The sequence below is a fragment of the Micromonospora lutea genome (assembly GCF_016863535.1).
Lineage (GTDB): Bacteria > Actinomycetota > Actinomycetes > Mycobacteriales > Micromonosporaceae > Micromonospora > Micromonospora lutea.
The window spans coordinates 1-20,586 of the sequence record NZ_BOPB01000020.1; the positions used below are offsets into that span (position 1 = coordinate 1).

Consider the following 20,586-nt stretch of genomic DNA (forward strand, 5'->3'; position numbering starts at 1 on the left):
CACGCCCGGCCGTCGTACCGGACCGGCTGGTCGCCGGAAAGTCCGTCGACCGTACCGATGAGTTGCCCGCGTCGGAGGCGTCACAACAGGTGTGGCGCGAGCGTTGTTCGACGTGATGTCACACCAGGAGCCCGGTCCGCGGAAATGTTGGAGGAGCGACCCGTGTCCGACAGTGCCCAGCAGACGCCCATCCCGCCGCAACCCGCCCCCGAGCTGCGCCGTCTCGACTTCCTCGTCGGCACCTGGAAGCTCAGCGGCAAGACCGAGGTCGGCCCGATGGGTCCGCCGGCGGAACTCTCCGGCACCGAGACCTTCGAGTGGCTGTCGGGCGGCTACTTCCTCGTCCACCGCTGGGACTGCGTGATCGACATGGGAGCCGCAGGCCGGATCCCGGACGTCGGCTACGAGTTCTTCGACTTCGACCCCGAGACCCGGAAGTACCGTACGCACTACTTCAGCAGCTTCGGGCCCTTCAACGAGGAGCAGAGCCGCTACATCGGCGACTTCGAGGACGACCGGCTCGTCCTGGTCGGTCCGGCGAAGTACGTGCGCCAGGCCAGTGACGACCGGACGATCCGCTACGACTGCGACTTCCCGACGCCCGACGGCACCTGGGTCACGTTCATGCACGCCACCCTGACCCGGCTCTCCTGACCGGAGACGGACCGGGCGGGCACCGCGCGTTCGATCACACCCTGAGCAGACGCACGGTGCCCGCCCCGGCGTGGGATACCGGATCCACCACGCCTGGTACGCCGATCCGGCCGGCACAGGTGACCCTGCTCCCGCAGGCCACCAGGTATCAGTTCGGCACCGAGGTGATCAGGCCACCGTCCACCAGCAACTCCTGCCCGGTGATGTAGGACGAACGGTCGGACAGCAGGAAGACCACGGCCTCCGCCACCTCGGCCGGGCGGCCCAGCCGCCCCAACGGCACCTGGCGGCGGGCGCCCTCGCGGGCCTCTTCCGTCTCGGCGATGCCGAGGAACATGTCGGTCACGACGTAGCCCGGGCTTACCGCGTTCACCCTGGTGCCCCGGGCACCGAGATCGGCGGCGAGGGAGCGTGCGAGATTCACCACCGCGGCCTTGCCGGCCGCGTACAGCGGGGTGGTCGCGATGCCCCGGTGCACCAGCCAGCTCCCGTTGACCACGATCGCCGCGCCGTCGGCCAACAACGGCAACGACTTCTGGATCGTCTGGAAAACCCCCCGGACGTTGGTGTCGAGCAGATCGGCGTACTCCCCGCCGGTCACCGCGGCGCAGGGGTTGAACCGGGCGATTCCGGCGTTGGCGAAGACCCCGTGCAGGCGGCCGAACCGGTCGCGTACCACCGTTATCAGGCGGTCGAGGTCGGATTCCCGCGCCACGTCGGTGGGGACCGCGACGACGCGGCCGGCCGCGTCGAGCGTCTCGACCGCGCCCCGCAGCCGGTCGGCGTCTCGACCAGCGATCACCACCTGAGCCCCCGCGTTCAGCAACGCACGCGCGGTGGCCAGGCCGATGCCGCTGCCGCCGCCGGTGATGAGGACCGTCCTGCCGTCAAACTCCGCCATGCGCCCAGCGTGGCAGTGGCGGATGGCCCGGGCATCTCCGTCCGTGCGCTCGGCCGGCGACGCATCCCCGGTGGTCGCACGTCCGGAGGTGCATCGGTGGCGCGCCGGTTGGGAGGGTCGAGCCCGGGCACGTCACACCACACCACGTCACCAGGGAGATCGCGATGACCGGCAGTCCGCAGCCCGACATCCCACACGCTGCCGCCGAGCGGAATGGCCTGCGCTCGGTGGGGGTCGCCTACGACACCGGCACCAACTTCGCCACCGGGCAGGGTGAGCTGTCCCGGGTGCTCTGGAGCACCGGCCGGATGGTCGACGAGATCGGCGCGATCCGGCGGCGGCTGCACTGCAACTCCGTGACGGTCTACGGCAGCGACCTCGGGCGGCTCGCCGACACCGCGCGTACGGCGGCCGAGACCGGGATGCACGTCTGGCTGCAACCGCGGCTCGTCGACCGGTCGCAGTCGGATATCGTCGACCACCTCGCCGAAGCCGCCCGGGTCGCCGAGCGGCTGCGTCGGGACGGGGCGGCCATCAGCTTCTCCACTGGCTGTGTGCACTCCGTCTTCACTCCGGGACTGGTGCCCGGTGGGCGCTACCACGAGCGGATGGCCAACATCTTCGCCGATGCCGACCACCGGCTGCTGAGGCCGACCGACCCGGTCGACCTGGTGGACGGCAACGAGCGGCTCAACCAACTCCTCGACCGGGCAGTGAATGCCGTGCGATCGATCTTCTCCGGTGAGGTCGGGTACGCGGCGGCGCCGTTCGAGGACGTCGACTGGCGGCTCTTCGACGTGATCCGGCTGATGCACTTCTACACGCTCGGCTACCCGGCCCGCGACGAGGACCGGGTCGCGGAGATAGCCCGGTACCACCGGTGGGGCAAACCGGTGATGATCGCGGAGTTCGGCACCGCGACGCACGCCCGCGCCGCCGAGATGGCCTTCCTCTCCTTTGACGTGGTCGACCGCGGCGCGGCCCTGCCGACCGTCCGCCCCGACGTGCGACGCGACGAGCCCGCTCAGGCGGCCTTCCACCAGCGGATGCTGGACGTGTTCATTCGGGCCGGGGTGCACGGCGTGGCGGTCAGCGAGTTCATTCATCCGACCCATCCGTACTCCGCTGACCCTCGGCTTGATCTCGACGTGGCGAGCATGGCTCTGGTGCGGACGGTCCGGGAGGACCACCACGACCCGGCGTCTGCCTACCGGTGGGAGCCCAAGCAGTCCTTCCATGCCCTCGCCGCGCGGTACGCCTCGCTCGGTGGGGCGATGCCGCCTACCGACCGGCCCGGCTGAGCCCGGGCTGCCGTCCGCCGACGACGGGTGGGCGGGCCACCAGAGCGCCGCGTCGGCTACACCGGAACGCCGCCACGAGGCGGGTCGGCGCTCACGTGGCGGCGTCCATGAGGGACGCACCGCCGGATGTCGGCGGTGCGCCCCCGGCTCGCTCGGCGGTTACCAGGTCACCGGGAGGGCGGTCAGCCGCTCCATCGGACCGGTGGTGTTGCTGCGGATCTCCTGGGGCGGTATGGCGAGCCGCAGTCCGGGCAGCCGCTGGGTGAGCGTGCGGAAGGTCAGCTCCAGCTCGATCCGGGCCAGGTTCTGCCCGATGCACTGGTGGATGCCGAACCCGAAGCCGAGATGGTGGCGTGGCGCCCGGGTCACGTCGAACTCCTCCGGGGTGGACACCAGTGCGGTGGTGAAGTTCGCGGCGGCGGCGCCGATCAACACGCCCTCACCGGCCCTGATGCGATACCCGGCGATCTCGATGTCCTCCAGCGCCACCCGGGAGATCGCCTCCACCAGCGAGACGTACCGCATGATCTCCTCCACCGCGCCGGTCACCAACTCCGGGTCGGCCCGGAGCTTGGCGAACTGGTCGGGGTGCTCCAGCAGGGCCAGGCTCCCCAGGGAGATCACGTTGGCGGTGGTGTCCTGCCCGGCGATCAGCATGAGCATCGCGTAGAGGATCAGCTCGTCGCGGCTCAACCGCCCCTCGCGTACCTGGTCGGCGATGAGGTCGTCGAGCAGCCCGGTGCCCGGCTCGTCTTCCTTCGCGGAGATCAGTCGGCCGAAGTAGTCGGTCAGCGCTGCCATCGCTGCGGCGGCCCGGTCCGGGTCGGCGTCGAACAGCTCCCGGGCCGGTCCGGCGAAGGCCACCCGGTCCTCGTACGGCACACCGAGCAGGACGCAGACCGCCATGGACGGCACCGGTAGCGCGAACTCGGCGACCAGGTCCGCCGGCGCCCCGGCCGCCAGCATGGCGTCGATACGCTGGTCGACGATGTCCTGGATGGCCGGGCGCAGCGCGTTCATCCGGCGGACCGAGAAGCTCGGGATCAGCATGGCGCGTTGCCGGGTGTGCTCCGGCGGATCGACGCCGATCAGGACGTCGGTGTAGCCGGTGTTCGCCAGCTCCGCCATCTCGGCGCTGAGCGCGGGGAAGCCGTCGGTGCGCGCGTTGATCGACAACCGGCGGTCGGCGAGCAGAACCCGGGCCTCCGTGTGCCCGGTCACCAGCCACGCCTCCCGTCCGTCATAGAGCCGTACCCGGGACAGCGGCCCCTCGGCCCGGATCGCCGCGTAGTCGGCCGATGGCCGGTACGGGCACTGCCGGCCGATCGGGAAGCTCGGCGGCTCGGCGGGTGTCGTCGTTGGGGTCGACATGCGTTCTCCTCCTGGTCAATGTCACCGGCCGCCGCGGTGCGTCCGACGGGTGGCCGCGACCCGCCGACCGGTCCGCCGACCGGTCCGCCGTCGTGGTCGCCCGGTACCGGGCGGACCGCCGGGCGGCGCCCGTGATGTGCGTGGTGGCGTCCCCTGGCGCGGCTCGGTGACCCGCCACCGCCCGGCCGTCGGGCCGTTCCTCGTCGGTACCACCGGCGTTTGTGCCCATTCAGCCTGCCCGGGAGGGCCCTGGGTGTCTTCTCGCCGCGTGCGGCACCGTGACGGTGGCGTGGCCGGCCAGCGCAGGCTGGAAGATGTCACCGGGTTGAGATCACCACGACGCTGGGAGGCGGGTGGGGCGGTGGGTCCGCCCACCGACGCGCGGGGCCGGGGTTGGCCTTGGCGGTGCCGTCGAGAAGGGGTGGAGATGCGTTGGTACGTCGAGTCGGAGCGGACGATCTACCGTGACCGGTGGTTGCACCTGCAACGTGCGGACGTCGTGCTGCCGAACGGCGTCCATCTCGACCACCGGGTCATCCACCGGCCGGACGCCGCGTTCACCGTCGTGGTGGACCGTGACCGGATCCTGTTGCTGTGGCGGCACCGGTTCATCACGAACACCTGGGGCTGGGAGATCCCGGGCGGCGCCGTCGAGCCGGGGGAGGAGCCCGTCGCGGCGGCCAGGCGGGAGACGGCGGAGGAGACCGGGTGGCGGCCGGACGGAAGACTGCGACCGTTGGTGCGCCTGCAACCGATGGCCGGCCTGTTGACCGTGCAGCATCACGTGTTCCGGGCCGAGGGGGCGAGCTACCTCGGCCCACCGGTGGACTTCTGGGAGGCCGACCGGGTGGTCTGGGTGCCTCGGCCAGAGGTGCGAAGACTTATCGCCGTCGGTGACGTCGTTGAGGCGACCACTCTGGCCGCGCTGCTGCACCTGCTCACGTTCGGCTGACGGCGACGCGTCGAGCCGGCAGGTCGGGCATTGGGTATCGACTGAACCCTTTCGACCGAATCGCGCACCGCGCCGACCCTGCGGTACGGCGCACCGCGAGGGAGACAACAAAAAGAAACCCGCGGACGCGTCCACAAATGAGGCGTTCGGGCCTCTCCGTGGTGGTCCGCCGACGGTACGATCAGGACACTCGAGCCTTTCGTGGATATGCCGGGTGCCCGTGTCACGAAGCCATTCAGACGATCTGAGGATGGGTCATGGATTCTGCTGTATCACCGGCCATCGCAAATTCGGAAGGTCACGGTCCGCGCTGGCGTCAGCGCGCGATCGGCGTTTTGGCGGCCGTGCTGGCCGCTGTGCTCATCTGGGTGGTGGCGGTACCGCTGGCCGGGGTGGACCTGGCGGCCACGGTGGCGGAGGGAGAACCGCCGATGGAGATCGGCGTGGGCACGGTGACCGTCGCGGCGCTGATCATCTCGCTGCTCGGCTGGGCGCTGCTCGCACTGCTGGAGAAGGTCACCCGACACGGTCTGCGCATCTGGATGATCGTGGCCGTGCTCTTCACGGTGCTCTCCCTCGCCGGGCCGTTCGCGGCGGAGAGCGGTGCGGCGACGGCCGTACTCGCGTTGATGCACCTTGCCGTCGGCGGAGTGCTCATCACGGCGATGGCGCGTAGCGTCCGCCACTGACGCCCGTCGCCCACAGCACGGGAACGGTCGTGTCGCTCCACCCACGACGGTCGTGCCTGCGCCGGACGGCGCAGGCACGACCTGGGAGGGCGACGGGTGGATCAGCGCAGGGCCAGAGCCCGCTCGTGGACGGTACGGACCGAGTTGGCAGCCAGCTGCTCGGTCGGCTCGACGGACCAGATCAGCAGGTCACCGCTGGCGGCCAGGGTGAGCTGGGCCTCGCACTCCTGGAGCGTCTGCACCGAATTGTCCGTCGACGACGGGTCGTTCCAAGGGAGGATGGTCGTGAGGGTCGAGGCGAAGGTACGGGCACCGTCGACCGCCGGCGCCCGGTGCTCCGCGTAGGAAATGCTGCCCCGCAGCGACTCACCGCTGCCGGTGTCCAGTCGGATGGTGCCGGCGCTGCAGGTCCGCAGCACCTTGGCCACCTTGTCGATCGCCGTGCTGGCACCGCCCGGGAGCTGGAAGACCGCGGTCATGAAGTACCGCTGCAGGCTTTCCGGCGCGGCGGCCTGCGACCGCTCGCCGGACTGCATGTAGCCCTCGACACCGCTCAGGTCGCCCAGCGCGGTGGTCATCTCCAGGCACGCCCTCGGCTCGGAGGCGATACCGGGACCGGTGCCGAACTGCCCCGTCGCGAGCGCTTCCGCGATGGTGATGGAGGGCTGTACGGACGACGCGGTCTTGCGCTGCTCGCTCTCCGGCACCAGCATCTGCCGGAGATCGTCGTTGCTGAACTTGGTGGGGGCCGCCGCGGCCTCCTGGGAGCCGGCCGTGGCCGCCCCGTTCCCCGCGAGGAACAGCGTGGTCAGGGCGGCCAGTGCCACCGCGGCGAGGGTGACGACGGTTCGCTTCTTACGCATGTTGTTCTCCATGTCGAATGGTGGTACGTGATCACGGAAATGTTCCGCGGCCACTGAGGCGGGGGTCGCCCTCCCCTTTCTTTTCGCCTCGTGAAATCAGTATGTCGGAACGGTGGAGCCGTACCGCCTCCCGTAGTGCGCAGCGATTTGCGGTCGCCGCATCTATTCGTGCGGGCATCGTTATGTTCGGCAATCGGTAATGAACGAAAGATGCATGTCTGCCGCTACGCTTGCCCGGTCAACGGAGCCGGCTCGCGGCGTGGGTGCAGGACGTCGACGAGCCGGTCGGCGAACTCGTACGGGTGGGTGACGTGTCCGACGTGCCCGCCGGGAAAGTCGACCATCGTGAGCCCGAGCAGCCGGGCCAGAGCCTGGTTCGGACGGTAGGCGTACTGCTCCCGTGAGGTGCTGCCGCCGGCCAGCACCAACTGCGCCGCGTACCGGCGCAGCAGCACCGGATCGGGGCGGTACGCGGGGAAGGTGCGGGTCTCGTGTTCGAACCAGAACACCTGGTTGCGGCGGAGTCGGGCCTGTAGCTGCGCGAGCGCATCTGGCGGGAGCTGGGCGTCCCTGGGTGGCCGCGTCTCGCCCGCCAGACCCACGTGCGCGCGGAACATCTCACGGGCGGCCTCGATGCCGCGCTCGCGGTAGGTCAGATACAGGTTGTCGTAGAACGCCAACCAGTGCTCGGCGTCGGGCAGGACCGAGGCCAGTGGTGGCTCGTGGACGACCACGGTGCGCAGGCGGTGCGGATGTGCCTGGAGCAGTGCCAGTGCCACGATCCCGCCGGAGCAGGTGCCGAAGACGTCCGCCGGCCCGTCGACGACGTGGTCGAGCAGGTGCCTGGCGTCCCGGGCGTCGACCTCGACCCGTCGGTGGTCCACCACCGCCTCGAAGACCGGGCTCCGGGAGAAGCCCCGCCGGTCATAGGTGATCACGGTGTGCCGTGTCGCCAGGGTGTCCGCCAGCGGCCCGAACGGCGTGGCGTCGCCGTTGCCGGTGGGGACGCAGAGCAGCGGCGGGCCGTCGCCACGGACCTCGAAGTACAGCCGGGCGCCGGGCACCTCGAGGGCGCCGTGTCGCACTGAACTCATGTGGACCTCCTGGATCGGACGGTGGAGCGCCGGCACCGGGTCCCGTTGATGCCGGCGGGCCGCTGCGCCCGGACCGGACGGCGGCGAGGCGGGCATGGTCGTCCGTGGTCGGAGGAGGCGGTGACGCCGGCATCGGGGTGGTCCGTGCGGTCGGCCGCGGGACCTGGCGGGCGGCGTCGGCGCACGCGTGACGAGTCGTGGGTCGACGGTAGGAGCGCGCGGGTTGGGCCGGCACCTTCCTGCATGCGGCCGGGCACTGCCGGGCCGGACCGGCGGGCGGACGAGTCGGACGGTGGGCGCCGCCGCGGTGCCGGTGGTGGCGCGGGCAGAGCGCCGCCGCCGGGACGCCTCCGGAAATGGGGGACCACCTACGCCGGATAACCGTCGACAACATTGTGTGTTACCGCTCGGAACGAGCTCGAAAGTGCGACAGACAATCGTTTCCCGGAGCGTCCGCTTCATGGTGTGCAGGAACGCGGAAAGACTGTTCCGGGACGCATCGGGATGCGTCCCGGAACAGCCCGTTTCGTGGATCTATCGGAACGAGATCGCGGCGCCCGCGCCCTCACCGAGGTTGTTGAACATGCCGATGCCGCACGGCGTCCTGCCGCAGTGCACGACACCCCACGGGGTGCCGTCCGGGCCGAGGGTGCCCCGGTAGACGAGGCGTACCGCCAACTTGACGGAGAGCGTGCCGCTGGCGGTCGTGCTGACGCTGATGGTCTCGGCACCGTTGCACGGCATCTCCGCGCCGACGATGGCGCACTGACCGATGTGGAAGATGGTGCTCGGCCGCAGCCCGGCGGCATCGACGGTGACCACCTGGCCGTCGGCGAGGCCCGTCGCCGGGGTGACGGTGACCGTGGCGGCGGCGGGGGCCTCGCCGGGCTTGGTCGGGGCGCTGGCGGCCGGCGCCGATCCGGTGAGGGTCAGCCCGAGGGCCAACACCGCACCGACGCCGAGGGCGGACAGGGTGCGTTTCCAGTTCCTGACAAACACGTGACGCTCCATTTCCTGGACGAGGCACACTTCTGCGGGGACCGGTCGTTTCCTCTCCCGAGGGAGCGGGGTGACGTGACACGACGGAAGGCGGGCACCCGTGTCGTGATGCATTGTCGTCCGTCGAGCCACATCCAGAGCGCTCTGACAGTTATGACGACGGCGCTGCCGCCGGATAAGCGGTCCGGGGAGAATAACTTCAGCGATCCACCCCGGGCATCAGCGTCAGCCGTAGCGCCTTCTTGTCCGGTTTGCCGACCGGGGTGTGCGGCAGCTCGTCCAACACCACGAGACGCTCCGGCACCTTGAACGCCGCGAGGCCGCGCGCGGTCAGTGCCGCGGCCAGTCGGCGCAGCGTCAACCCGCGCCCGGGATGCAGCTGGACGAAGAGACAGAGCCGTTCCCCGACCGCAGGATCGGGCATCGCCACGGCCGCCGCCTCGGCGATCTCCGGTAGCTCCTGCGCCAGCATCTCGATCTCACCGGCGGAGATCTTCTCGCCCGCCCGGTTGATCAGTTCCTTGATCCGCCCGCAGACGACGACGTCGCCGCCGTCGGTGAGTCGGACCAGGTCGCCGGTGCGGTACCAGCCGGCAGCGGTGTAGGAGAGGGCGTTCTGCTCCGGCGCCCGGTAGTAGCCGCGCGGGGTGTACGGGCCACGGGTGAGCAACTCGCCGATGGTGCCCGCCGCAACCGGCCGTTCCGTGCCCGGCTCCACCACCAGCAACTCGTCGAACGGGCTGAGCGGTCGACCCTGCGTGCGGTGCGCGACTTCGGGCGGCGCGCCGACCGGTGTGTAGCAGACCAGCCCCTCCGCCATGCCGTAGACCTGCTGCACCTCGCACCCGAGGGCGGGGCCGAGCGCCGCGGCGAGCTCGGGGGCGAACATGGCCCCGCCGACGTGGACCTGCTGCAGGCTGGACAGGTCCCGCCCGCAGTCGGTGGCCGCCACCGTCCAGGTGATCGCGACCGCCGGGACCAGCGAGGTCGTGGTGACCCGCTCCGTCTCGACGGCCGCGAACGCCGGGCCCGGGCGGGGCGACGGCAGCAGGACCACCCGACCGCCGCTGTAGAGCGTTCCCAGCACCCCCGGATTCGCCAGCGGGAAGTTGTGCCCGATCGGTAGCACCGCCAGGTAGACGGTGTCCCGCCCGAACCGGCACACGTCGGCGCAGCGCCGGATGTTGTACTCGTAGTCGTTGTGGGTGCGGGCGATGACCTTCGGTACGGCGGTGGTGCCGCCGGAGAGCAGGAACAGCGCCACGTCGTCTCCGGCCGGGGCGAGCGCGTCCAGCCGGCGGCGTCGCGCCTCGACGTCGCCATCGGCGCGCAGCAGGTCCCGCCCGTCGCGCCCCGGGGCGCGGGTGCCCTCGCCGAACACGAAGACGGGTGTCGGACCGGGCAGCCCGGCCGCCACCCGGTAGGCGAGCGCCTGGTGGTCGTAGTCGCGCCAACGGTCCGGCACGATCAGCGCCCGGACCCCGACGTGGGCGGCGATCGCGGACAGTTCGTGCTCGCGGTGTTGCGGCAGCATCATCACCGGGGCCACGCCCAGCCGGAAGCAGGCGAGCGTGACGACCACGAACTCCCAGCAGTTCGGCAGCTGCAGCAGGACCCGGTGGCCCCGGCGCAGCCCGTTCTCGCTCAGGTGCTCGGCCAGTCCGTCGGCCAGCTCGGCCAACTCCCGGTAGGTGAGTCGGCGGTCGCCGTCAACCACCGCGACCTGCTCACCCCACCGGTCCGCCCACTCCCACAGGTAGTCACCGAGCGGGCGGCCGCGCCAGCACTCCGCCGTCCGGTAGGCGTACGCCAGATCCTCCGGCCAGGTCACCAGCCCGTCGTCGGTGGTCATCGCGTGCTCCTCGGGTCGGTGCTGCTTGTCAAATGGCTGGCGAGGTACTCCGCCACGCCCTCGACAGTCGGCCGGTCCCACAGCAGGGTGGTCGGCAGCGGAAGTCGGAACTGCCGTTCCAGGGCGGCCCGGATCCGCGTCGTCATCACCGAGTCCAGCCCCATCTCCGACAGCGGGCGATGCGGGTCGATCTCGCTGCCGGGCAGTCGCGTCTCGTCGGCGACCTGCGCGCTGATCCGCTCCCGCAGGTGGGCGCGGAGCGCGGCGACGTCCAGCCCGGCCCACGGCGGGTCACTGTCGTCCGGTGCGAGGTCCGTCCCCGTTGCCGGGTCCAGCTCGCTGAGCAGCGGCGGGCGACGACCGCCGGCCGTCTCCGGCAGCACCCGCAGTACGACCGGCTCGCCCAGGTCGTGCCGGTGCGCCTCTTCCCAGGCGGAGAACGCCTCGGCCGTGCTGACGTCCCCGGTGCCCCGCGCGGCCAGTTCGGCGTTGATGACCGCGCTGGAGGTGGACATGCCGAGTCCCCGCCAGGAGGTCCAGCGGATACTTCGCGTGCCGGCGTCGCCAGCCGCGCGCCGGTACCGGGCGAGACCGTCCAGGAAGGAGTTGCCCGCCGCGTAGCTGGCCTGGCCGGGCAGGCCGAGGAGTTGGCCGGCCGAGGAGAAGAGCACGAAGAAGTCGGTGCTGCCCGGCGGGAAGAGCGTGTGCAGGGTCATCGCGGCGACCTTGGGTCGGAGCACCTGCCGCAGCGAGGGCTCGTCGAGCGTGTCGAGGGTCCGGTCGTCCAGGACGCCCGCGGCGTGCACCACCCCGCGTACCGGCGGCAGTCCGTGGGTGGCGGTCCGCAGCAGTCGGGCGGCCTGGTCCGGGTCGGCGATGTCGAGGCGTGCGACGGCGACCGTCACCCCGAACCGCTCCAGTGCCCGGATGGTCCGCACGGCCGACCGCTGCCCCGGGTCGGTGAGCCGGTCCCACGTCTCGCGCGTCGGCAGGCCGCGCCGTCCGGCCAGGACGATCCGGCGGGCACCGCGCGCGGCCAGCCACGCCGCCACCTCCAGCCCGAGCGTGCCCAGCCCACCGCTGATCAGGTACGTGCCGTCGGGCCGGCACGACAGCGGCGGCGCCGCAGGGACTTCCGTGACCGCCCGCAGCCGTGGGATCAACGCATCCCCGTCGCGGACCGCCACCACGTCCTCGCGGTGGCTGGTGCCGACGAGGGTGACGAGGGTGGACAGGTCGCGTCCGTCGTCGCCGACATCGACGATGCCACCCCAGGTCTCGGGTCGCTCGCCGCCGATGATCCGGCCCAGTCCCCAGAGCGCCCAGTGGCCGAGCGACTCGCGCCGGATGCCGGTGCGGACACCCCGTGTCACGCACCACAGGCGGGCGCCCCGGCCGGCCGTGACCCGTTGCGCGGTCCGGGCCAGCAGCCAGGCGTTCGCGGTAACCAGGTCGGACACGTCGTCGGTGCCGGCCTCGGCGGGCACCACCACGACCGCCCGGCCGTCGAGCAGTTCATCGGCGGCGATCTGGTCCGGGTCGGTGACCTGTCGGCACGGCACCTCCCGCTCGTTCATCCGGGCCGTCAGCCCGTCGGCGAGCGGGGTCGGTGGTCCGACCAGAACCACCCCGTCCGGCAGGTCGCCGGGCAGGTGCGGCGCTGGTCGCCAGGCGGTGTCGTACACCAGCGGCGTCCGGTCGTCGAGCTGTGCCACGTCCCGGTCGAGCAGTCCGTAACGGAGGCCGGTGAGCCGGCCGACCACCTCGTCGTAGGCGTTGACCAGCTCCACATCGACGAGGTCCTCGGCGCGACGGTGGACGGTGAGCCGGGCACGGGCGACCGCCGCCGGAGACAGCGTGACCCGCGCGATGTGCGCCGGCATCCGCAGCACGTCCGGGCCGGCGAAGACCACCGACGCAATCGACAACGCGGCGTCCAGGATCGGCGCCCAGCTGTGGCCACCCGGGGCGTCGGTGTCGGCCTCGACGTCGGCGACCAGACCGTCCGCGGTGCGGCCGAGGTGGTGGACGACCCAGGGAAAGCCCATCGCGGCCACGCCGAGGGTGGCCAACCGGTCGACGACGTGGTTCTCGTCCAGCACGTCGGTGACCGTGGCGGGCGCGTCGGCGCGTGCCGACAGGCCGGCGTGCGGGTCGGCGGCGGCGACGGTGTGTGTCACCCAGCCGGCGTGCTCGTCCGGGTCGTCGCCCGGTACACGGGAGTTCAGTCGCAGGTCCTCGCCTTGACGGACGACCTGGACCTCCCGGGGCCGGGTCACACTGACCGGTGTCCGCAGGGCGACGTCCACCAGGTCGAACCAGCCCCGTCCGGTGGACGCGGCGGCGAGGAAGGTGTTGAGCAGCACAGCGGCGGGCACGATCTCGACGCCGCGGACCGGGTGCTCGCCGGGGTACGGGCGGTTCCGGTGATCCAGGCGCGTCAGCCAGACATCGACGGGGCAGGCACCCCGCACCACCATCCGCCCGCCGAGCAGCGTGTGGCCGGCCCGGTCGTGGCGGGTACCGGTCGCGCCGGCCGGTGGCGACGGCTCCGCCGCCCAGTGCCGGCGGCGCTGCCACGCCGGGGTGGGCAGATCCGCCAGGTCGCCGTCGGGCCACAGCGCCGACCAGTCCACCGCCGCACCGTGCCGGTAGAGATCACCGAGACCGGTCAGCAGCGTCTCGCGCCCGGCGCAACCCCGGCGCAGCGAGTACGCCACCCGGGTGTCGGTCAGCGACCGAGCAGCCAGCGTGTCGTCGATCGAGTGGGCCACGATCGGATGTCCGGACACCTCCAGGAAGAGCCGGTGACCGTCCTCGGCGGCGGCCGTCACCGCCTGGGCGAAGCGGACGACGCCGCGCAGGTTCCGCGCCCAGTAATCCCCGTCCCGCGGTGCGGTCGAGCGAGGGTCCGCGAGCGCGGTCGTGTACACCGGTGTGTGGGCGTCGGTGGGCGGCAGGTCGGCAGCCGCGCGCCGCAACCCGTCCAGCAGCGGGTCCATCTGCGGGCTGTGGAACGCCACGTCGGAGTTGACCGTCCGCACCCGCGTCCCATCGGCCCGCCACCGCGCGGCGACCTCGGCGATCGCCGCCACGTCGCCGGAGAGCACACAGGCGTGGGGGGAGGCGGTGATCGCCACGACCACGTCGGAGCGCCCCCGCAGCCGCCGCTGCGCCTCGCCGGCGTCGATGTCGACGATCACCATCGCGCCGGCCCCGGCGACATCGCGCAGCAGCGCGGACCGGCGGCAGACGAGCCGGGCGCCCTGGTCGAGGGTGAGCATTCCGGCGGTCACCGCCGCCGCGATCTCGCCGACGGAGTGGCCGATCACGGCGGCGGGGCGCAGCCCGAGCGACCGCCAGGTGGCGGCGAGCGCGACCTGGACAGCGAAGATCATCGGTTGTACCACGTCCACCGGCTGGGTCCGGTCGTCGAACAGTGCCGACCGCGCCGACCAACCCGCCTCCGTCAGGAAGATCGGATCGAGCCGGTCGAACACGTCGGCGAACGCGGGGGTGTCGTCGATCAGGTCCCGGCCGAGCCCCGTCCAGTGCGAGCCGTGCCCGGAGAAGACCCAGACCATCTCCCGCTCCCCGGCCGGCGCGGCATCCGCGGCACCGCCGCGTCCGGTCGCCGCGTGCTCCCGGAGCCGGTCGATCAGCTCGGCCCGGCCGGCGGCGACGACGGCAGCGCGGTAGGGCAGGTGGCTGCGGCGTCGGGCGAGGGTGTGACCCACATCGGTGGCGGCCAGGTCCGGATCCGCTTCGAGGCGGGTGGCGAGGCGGTCGGCGTACTGCCGCAGCGCGGTGGGGGACACGCCCGACAGCGGGTACAGCCGGGGCCCGTCTGGCCCGGGTCGGTGCGGCCGGCGCGGCACCGGATCGGGCTCCTCGACGACGAGGTGCGCGATGGTCCCGCCGTACCCGTAGCCGGAGATCGCCGCCCGCCGGGGGCTGTCCCCCCGGGGCCAGGGCGTTCCCTCCCGGACCACCCGCATCCGGGACGATTCCCAGTCCACCGCCGGGTTGGGCTGGGTGACCCGCAGACTCGGCGGAAGCAGGTCGTGCCGGAGAGCGAGGACCGTCTTGATCACACCGGCCACGCCCGCGCCGGCCTCCAGGTGGCCGATGTTCGGTTTCACCGAGCCGATCAGCAGCGGACGGGCGGGAGGCCGCCCCACCCCGTAGACCGCCGCGAGCGCGCCCGCCTCCAGCGGGTCGCCGACCGGAGTCCCGGTGCCGTGCGCCTCGACGTAGTCGACGGTGCTCGGGTCGATGTCGGCGTCGCGGCACGCGCGGCGCATCAGCTCGGCCTGCGCGCGCCCGTTCGGGGCCATGATGCCGTTGGTCCGCCCGTCCTGGCGGACGGCGCTACCGCGGAGCACGGCCAGGATCCGGTCGCCGTCGCGGTGGGCCTCGACGAGGCGCTTGAGCACCACCACGCCGCCGCCCTCGCCCCGGCCGTAGCCGTCGGCGCCGGCGTCGAAGGACTTGCAGCGCCCGTCCGGCGCGGTCGCTCCCGCCGCATCAAGGACCAGGGTGAGGCCGGGGGCGGCCATCACCAGCACGCCGCCGGCCAGGGCGAGGTCGCACTCGCCGGCGCGCAGCGCCTGCGCCGCCAGGTGGATGGCGACCAGTGAGGAGGAGCAGGCGGTGTCCACGGTCATGCTGGGTCCGTGCAGGTCCAGCACGTACGACACCCGGTTGGCCACCGCACAGTACGCACCACCGATCCCGGTCCACGCCTCGACGCGAGGCAGGTCCTCCAGCAGCCGACGGCCGTAGTCGTCCGTGCCGACCCCCATGAAGACGCCGGCGTCGCCGCCAGCCAGCCCTCTCGGTGGTATCCCGGCGTGTTCCAGCGCCTCCCAGGCCAGCTCCAGCACGATCCGTTGCTGGGGGTCGAGCAGGGCCGCCTCCCGGGGAGTGATGTCGAAGAAGTCGGCGTCGAAGCCGGCGATGTCGCTGAGAAAGGAGCCGTGCCGAGTTGCCCCGCCCACCGCCTCCGCATGCTCTGGGCTCTGCCGGGCGTACCAACTCCAGCGGTCGTCGGGGATCTCCCCGACGGTGTCCCGGCCGTCGCGCAACAACGCCCAGAACGTCTCGGGCGAATCGACGTCACCGGCGAACCGGCAGGCCATCCCCACGATGGCGATGGGTTCGGACGAGGTCATAACAGCTCCTTGACGCGTGGCGAGGGCACCGGACGCGGCGGTCAGGTGCGGCCCAGGCGGCGCCTATCGGCGGCCGACGACGAGCGCGTGGCTGAATCCCATGTCCTCGTACCGCTCGACCTCGGAGAAGCCGGCGTCGAGGACCGCCTGTTCCATGTCGGCGGCGGAGTAGGCCATCCCCTCGCCCGAGGCGAGGGCGAGAAAGTAGGGGGACACCAACCCGGCACTCATCGGACCGGTGCCCCTGTCGTCCGAGACGAAGTTGTAGACGAGGCAGACCCCGCCGTCCGGCAACGCGGCCCGGCACCGGCGCAGCAACTCCGTGTTCCGCTCCCGGGACCAGATCTCGAAGATGTGGAAGACGAGGACGGCGTCGGCGCCCTCGGGTAGTGGCTCGGTCATGATGTCGCCCGCGTGGAAGCGCACGCGTCGCCGCAGGTCCGGATCGTCCACACGATCGGCGGCGAGCTGGGTGACGCTCTCCTGGTCGAAGACGGTGACCGTGAGGCCCGGGTAGCGCCGGGCGAGGTGGATGGCGTTCGTCCCGTCGCCGCCACCGACGTCGACCGCTTGCCGGACACCGCTGAGGTCGTAACGGTCCAACAGCGGACCGATCGCCTTGCGCGAGGCGTCCCTCATGTTCGCGTAGAAGACCCGTTGCAGCTCCGGATGGGCGGTGAGCCGTTCGTAGAGAGTGGATCCGGGGCCGTCGAGGTGCCGCAGTCCGATGTTGGTGCCCTGGCGGACGGACTCCGCCAGGTCGGGCAGCGCCTGGTTAATCACCTTGGCCTGCACATCGACAAGTGGGCCGAGGTAACGCGGGCCGGAACGCAGCAGCTTGCGGCGGGTCATCCCGGCGTTGACGTACGCGTCGCCGCGCTTGTCGACCAGCCGCAGCGCGCAGAGTCCGAGCAGCATGACGCGGGCCGGCTGGGCCTCGATGCCCAGCGCCTGCGCCAACCGCGGGGGATCCATCCCACCGTAGTGCTCCAGGTGTTCGAAGATCCCCAGCTCCAGGGCCGTACGGAGCAGCTCGAACGCGGTGGTGCCGTGGGCCAGCAGCCGGAGGTAGTCGGATTCCGAAACCGCCACGTGCCGGTCGGTGCCCATGGTTCTCCTTCCCGCCCGAGCCGGACGGTCCGACCGGACCTCCCGGTGGTGTGGCGGCTGCGGGGACGCACCGATCGTGGTCGCGACGGTGCTCGCCGGGCACCTCCGTGAGTGCGCCTCCTGAGGGCGGCGTCGGGCCGGCCAGGCCTACGGCGGTGTCCGGCCGGCTGCGCATGAGGCGGTGTCCGGGTCAGCGCACGACGGAAGGTGTGCTCGCCCCCTCGACGGTGCCAGCATCGAACACAAGGCCGGGCCGCGTCTGTTGCGGGAAGGGGATGCGGCCCGGCCGCTGAGGACGGCGGTGTGGAGGGACATGGGCGCGCGGCGGGTGGCGATAATCGGTGCCGGCCCGGCCGGACTCTTCCTCGGCCGGCTGCTCGGCCTCACGACACGCGCGACGGCAGTCGACGTGTACGAGCGTGCCGCTCCCGGTGACACCGGCGGCTTCGGCATCGCCCTGTCCGAGAAGACGATGCGGCAGCTCTCGGCCGGCGACCGGGTGGTCGCCGAGCGGATCGGGCAGGCCGCCCGGCCGCTGTCCGGCATCGAGCTGCGGCTGCCTGACCGGCGGCTGCGCTACGACAACTTCCCGGTCGCCACCATCTCCCGCGCATCCCTGCTGGCCGTACTGAGCGAGCAGGCGCGCCAGGCCGGAGTGCGTGTGCACCACGGATGCGACGTACGCGCCGCCGATCTCGACGCCGATGTGACCGTCCTCGCCGACGGGGCCCGCTCGACGAACCGTACAGCGCGGGCGGCGGCGTTCGGCACCACCGTCCGCACCGGCCTCGCCCGCTACATCTGGCTCGGTACCGACGCCGACCTCGGTGACGCCGCGACGATGTTCTTCGTGCCCACCGAGCACGGACCGATGGCCGCCCACGCCTACTCCTGCGGCGCCGGCCCGAGCACCGTGGTGGTCGAGATGGACGAGGACACCTGGCGCCGGGCCGGTCTCGACCAGCCACGCCACGCCGGCACGGTGCCCGGCGAGATCGGCCCGGCCGGGTTGGCTCTGCTCGACGACGTCTTCGCCGAGCAACTGGGCGCTCCACTGTTCGCCGACCGCAGCCGGTGGTCCCGGTTCCCAGTGGTGACGAACCGGCGCTGGTCGGACGAGAACGTCGTGTTGATCGGCGACGCCGCGCACACCGCACACTTCACTGTCGCGTCGGGCACCTCGATGGCGCTCGCCGACGCGCTGGCCCTGGCGGCGGCGTTGCACCGACAGGACACCGTGGCCGACTCCTTCGCCGCGTACGAGCGTCAACGCCGGCCCGCCGCGGCGCGCGTGCAGCGCCTGGCGGCGCCCAGCATGCGGTGGTGGGAGACCTACGGGCGGCGGATGCAGCTGCCGGCGGCGCAGTTCGGCCTGCACTTCATCACCCGTACGACCGCGCTCAGCTACCTCGGCCTGCGGCGACGTTGCCCAGCCCCGGTCGACGCGGCGGAGACGGCGTTCCGGCAGGCCGTCGCCGCTGAATCCGGCGGAACCCCGGTCGCGGACGGCGCGACCGCCAGCGGCTGCGCGGCCGATCGTGTCGCTGCGGCCACACCGCCGGCATCGACCACCGGCCGCAACGCGGTCGCCGAGCCGTTCACCGTGCCCGGGCTGCGCCTACCCCACCGGCTGGTCGGCGTTGGCGGGCCCCACCCCGCAGCGCCCAGGTGGGACGGACCGCGTCCCACCCCCGCCGGGTGGCTGGAGCCGTGGCCGTGCCCCGCCCGCCCGGCGGGCACCGGCTGGGCCCCGGGCACCGAGGGTCGGCTGCTGGCCCCGGGGCGACACCCGCTGCGGTTCGTCGCCCGATCGACAGCCGATCCGTGGACCGCCGACGAGACACTGCGCGAGCTGGCCGGGTGCCAACGCCGTGGGGTCCACGGCGTGCTGCTGCTGCCCGGTGCGCCTGGCTGGTGGGATCGTGCCGTGGAACTCGGCGGTCGGATCCGAACGGAGCTGGGCCTGGTGGTCGCCGGCTGCGTGCCGGCTGACTGGTCGAGCGACCTGTGCCGGGACGCCGCCGTCGACGCCTGGCCGGCGCGGATCCATCTGGCCCTCGTCTCGGCGCGGCTGGACCTGGTCGCGCAGTGGCCGTACCCGGCGTCGGACCTCGCCGCGCCCGCCCTGCTGGACGAGGCGTGAGACGACCGCCGCAGCACCCGTCCGGCCGCCGTACGCGGTACGCGCGGCGGCCGGACGTTGCCGGTGCAGCCGAAGGATCAGGCGGCGCAGTTGGCCAGTTCCGGGGTCGACGGGGTGACCGTCGCGCCGGTGAAGAGGTTGACGCAGGAGACCAGGAAACGCGGGTTCTCCTCCGGGATGAAGTGGCCTGAGTCGGGCGCGACGACCTCCCGTACGTCGTCGGCCACCTGCCGGAACGACGCCGCGACCGCCGGTCCGAACGTCGCCGCGGCGCCCATCGCCAGCACCGGCATCGGCAACCGTCGGTGGGCGTTGGCCTGGTTGTTCTCGGCGTCACCGGCGTACGCGCGGTAGTAGTTGTAGCCGGCGGTACGGTCGGCGGGGTCCCGGTAGTAGCGGTAGTAGACGCTCCGGTCGATGGCTTCCGTGTTGACGCTGAAGTCGAAGATCATCCCCAGGTAGGTGGGGACGTCGTCGTTGTCGAGGATCCGCTCGGGGATCGGCGCGGGCGCCGCGTTGAACAGGAAGTGGAAGCTCAACGTGTAGGCATCCTCGAGGCCGAAGCCGGAGAGCGTCGAGTCGAGCACCGCGATCCGGGAAACCTCGGCGGGAAACTCGCGGGCGTACGGATACGCGACCAGGACTCCGACGTCGTGCGCCAGGATCGACACCTGCCGGTGCCCGAGGGCGCGCACCGCCTGGCGGATGCGGTGCGCGGTGGTCACCTTGTCGTACCCGTCGATGAAGTGGCTGGAGTCGCCGAGGCCGGGCAGGTCGAACGCCACGACGGTGTGGTTGCGGGCCAGGGCCGGCATCACGTCGTGCCAGGCCCACCAGGTCTGCGGCCAGCCGTGCAGCAGCACCAGGACCGGGCCGGAGCCGCCGGTGACGTAGTGCAGCCGGCCGCCGTCGACGCCCACGGTGCCGTGCCGGAAGGACGGATCGAAGACCGCCCTGCCCGTCAGCGGCTCGACGTACGGGTCGGCGGCCGAGGAGGAGGACGCCCCGAGGACGAGCACCGTCGCGGCGGCGGCGACGGCGGCGACCGCCCGGCGCCCGAGTGACCTTCTCCGGCCGGCCGGGCCGCCGCCACCGTCGTCGTTGCGTCGTCCACGCCGCAGTACGGACAGAGTCATGGTGGCCCTTTCGCTGGTCGTCGATTGATGCGGGAGTGTCCGCGCTGCGTCACGAAGACCAGAAAATGGTCCTAAGAGCGACCGGCAATAGGGCTGGCGGGGCTGCGGCGCGCCCTGGCACTTCGGCTGGCGGCGTTGTCGTCGTCGGCCATGCAACACCGGCATGGCCTCCTCCTCCGCCTTGCCACCCTCGGCCAGGACCCGCCTCGCCTCCACCGCCCTACTGCCGGTCGCTCTAACGTGACCGATTCCCGCCGATGTGGTTGATCTTAGGTACGTGACGAGATCATCATCAATGATCTATACGTGCACCCGTCGATGACCTACCGGCTCGATGTCACGATCAC

The 20,586-nt window shown here is 72.0% G+C and carries 14 protein-coding genes; 5 read left to right on the forward strand and 9 right to left on the reverse strand.

The features are described from left to right. Positions 1-162: 162 nt before the first annotated feature. Positions 163-654, forward strand: coding sequence for a DUF1579 family protein (locus Vlu01_RS17745; RefSeq protein WP_239095964.1), 492 nt, complete (start codon positions 163-165; stop codon positions 652-654). A gap of 148 nt (positions 655-802) precedes the next feature. On the opposite strand, the gene Vlu01_RS17750 is transcribed toward Vlu01_RS17745, so the two are convergent. Beyond that, positions 803-1,555, reverse strand: coding sequence for an SDR family NAD(P)-dependent oxidoreductase (locus Vlu01_RS17750; protein ID WP_204000801.1), 753 nt, complete (start codon positions 1,553-1,555; stop codon positions 803-805). Between the two features lie 164 nt (positions 1,556-1,719). Here Vlu01_RS17750 and Vlu01_RS17755 point away from each other — a divergent pair, with 164 nt between their 5' ends. Then, positions 1,720-2,856 (forward strand): glycoside hydrolase family 113 protein, encoded by a 1,137-nt coding sequence (locus Vlu01_RS17755; protein ID WP_239095965.1) that lies wholly within the window; start codon positions 1,720-1,722, stop codon positions 2,854-2,856. A 159-nt stretch (positions 2,857-3,015) separates the two neighbouring features. Here the strand turns inward: Vlu01_RS17755 and Vlu01_RS17760 are convergent, their stop codons facing one another. Continuing rightward, entirely contained in the window at positions 3,016-4,227 is a 1,212-nt protein-coding gene (locus Vlu01_RS17760) for a cytochrome P450 (RefSeq protein WP_204000803.1), read from the reverse strand. Between the two features lie 427 nt (positions 4,228-4,654). Here Vlu01_RS17760 and Vlu01_RS17765 point away from each other — a divergent pair, with 427 nt between their 5' ends. Further along, positions 4,655-5,179 (forward strand): NUDIX hydrolase, encoded by a 525-nt coding sequence (locus Vlu01_RS17765; protein ID WP_204000805.1) that lies wholly within the window; start codon positions 4,655-4,657, stop codon positions 5,177-5,179. Between the two features lie 257 nt (positions 5,180-5,436). Beyond that, positions 5,437-5,868 carry a DUF6069 family protein gene (locus Vlu01_RS17770; protein WP_204000807.1) on the forward strand — a complete coding sequence of 144 codons (432 nt, stop codon included), beginning with the start codon at positions 5,437-5,439 and terminating at the stop codon, positions 5,866-5,868. Between the two features lie 101 nt (positions 5,869-5,969). On the opposite strand, the gene Vlu01_RS17775 is transcribed toward Vlu01_RS17770, so the two are convergent. The 6 genes from Vlu01_RS17775 to Vlu01_RS17800 all read right to left on the reverse strand — a co-directional run bounded on the left by Vlu01_RS17775 (position 5,970) and on the right by Vlu01_RS17800 (position 16,960). Further along, positions 5,970-6,731: a hypothetical protein gene (locus tag Vlu01_RS17775; protein WP_204000809.1), complete on the reverse strand. Its 762-nt coding sequence runs from the start codon at positions 6,729-6,731 to the stop codon at positions 5,970-5,972. 224 nt (positions 6,732-6,955) lie between these two features. Next, a complete protein-coding gene (locus Vlu01_RS17780; protein ID WP_204000810.1) occupies positions 6,956-7,825 on the reverse strand; it encodes an alpha/beta fold hydrolase in 870 nt (289 codons plus the stop codon). A gap of 534 nt (positions 7,826-8,359) precedes the next feature. Further along, a complete protein-coding gene (locus Vlu01_RS17785; RefSeq protein WP_204000812.1) occupies positions 8,360-8,824 on the reverse strand; it encodes an enediyne antibiotic chromoprotein in 465 nt (154 codons plus the stop codon). Between the two features lie 199 nt (positions 8,825-9,023). Continuing rightward, positions 9,024-10,676, reverse strand: coding sequence for a (2,3-dihydroxybenzoyl)adenylate synthase (locus Vlu01_RS17790; protein WP_204000814.1), 1,653 nt, complete (start codon positions 10,674-10,676; stop codon positions 9,024-9,026). Continuing rightward, positions 10,673-15,850, reverse strand: a complete 5,178-nt coding sequence (locus Vlu01_RS17795; protein WP_204000816.1) for a type I polyketide synthase — start codon at positions 15,848-15,850, stop codon at positions 10,673-10,675. Before Vlu01_RS17795 ends, Vlu01_RS17790 begins: the two co-directional genes overlap by 4 nt. 63 nt (positions 15,851-15,913) lie before the next feature. After that, complete coding sequence (locus Vlu01_RS17800; RefSeq protein WP_204000818.1) at positions 15,914-16,960, reverse strand: methyltransferase; 1,047 nt, start codon at positions 16,958-16,960, stop codon at positions 15,914-15,916. 313 nt (positions 16,961-17,273) lie between these two features. Here Vlu01_RS17800 and Vlu01_RS17805 point away from each other — a divergent pair, with 313 nt between their 5' ends. Further along, positions 17,274-19,103 (forward strand): FAD-dependent monooxygenase, encoded by a 1,830-nt coding sequence (locus Vlu01_RS17805; protein WP_204000820.1) that lies wholly within the window; start codon positions 17,274-17,276, stop codon positions 19,101-19,103. 77 nt (positions 19,104-19,180) lie between these two features. On the opposite strand, the gene Vlu01_RS17810 is transcribed toward Vlu01_RS17805, so the two are convergent. Then, a complete protein-coding gene (locus tag Vlu01_RS17810) occupies positions 19,181-20,239 on the reverse strand; it encodes an alpha/beta fold hydrolase (protein WP_204000822.1) in 1,059 nt (352 codons plus the stop codon). Positions 20,240-20,586: the final 347 nt, after the last annotated feature.

Coding starts and splice junctions, on each gene's coding strand:
- Vlu01_RS17750 (WP_204000801.1), bottom strand. CDS start 1,555: ATGGCGGAGTTTGACGGCAGGACGGTCCTCATCACCGGCGGCGGCAGC.
- Vlu01_RS17755 (WP_239095965.1), top strand. CDS start 1,720: ATGACCGGCAGTCCGCAGCCCGACATCCCACACGCTGCCGCCGAGCGG.
- Vlu01_RS17760 (WP_204000803.1), bottom strand. CDS start 4,227: ATGTCGACCCCAACGACGACACCCGCCGAGCCGCCGAGCTTCCCGATC.
- Vlu01_RS17765 (WP_204000805.1), top strand. CDS start 4,655: ATGCGTTGGTACGTCGAGTCGGAGCGGACGATCTACCGTGACCGGTGG.
- Vlu01_RS17770 (WP_204000807.1), top strand. CDS start 5,437: ATGGATTCTGCTGTATCACCGGCCATCGCAAATTCGGAAGGTCACGGT.
- Vlu01_RS17775 (WP_204000809.1), bottom strand. CDS start 6,731: ATGCGTAAGAAGCGAACCGTCGTCACCCTCGCCGCGGTGGCACTGGCC.
- Vlu01_RS17780 (WP_204000810.1), bottom strand. CDS start 7,825: ATGAGTTCAGTGCGACACGGCGCCCTCGAGGTGCCCGGCGCCCGGCTG.
- Vlu01_RS17790 (WP_204000814.1), bottom strand. CDS start 10,676: ATGACCACCGACGACGGGCTGGTGACCTGGCCGGAGGATCTGGCGTAC.
- Vlu01_RS17795 (WP_204000816.1), bottom strand. CDS start 15,850: ATGACCTCGTCCGAACCCATCGCCATCGTGGGGATGGCCTGCCGGTTC.
- Vlu01_RS17800 (WP_204000818.1), bottom strand. CDS start 16,960: ATGGGCACCGACCGGCACGTGGCGGTTTCGGAATCCGACTACCTCCGG.
- Vlu01_RS17805 (WP_204000820.1), top strand. CDS start 17,274: ATGGGCGCGCGGCGGGTGGCGATAATCGGTGCCGGCCCGGCCGGACTC.
- Vlu01_RS17810 (WP_204000822.1), bottom strand. CDS start 20,239: ATGACTCTGTCCGTACTGCGGCGTGGACGACGCAACGACGACGGTGGC.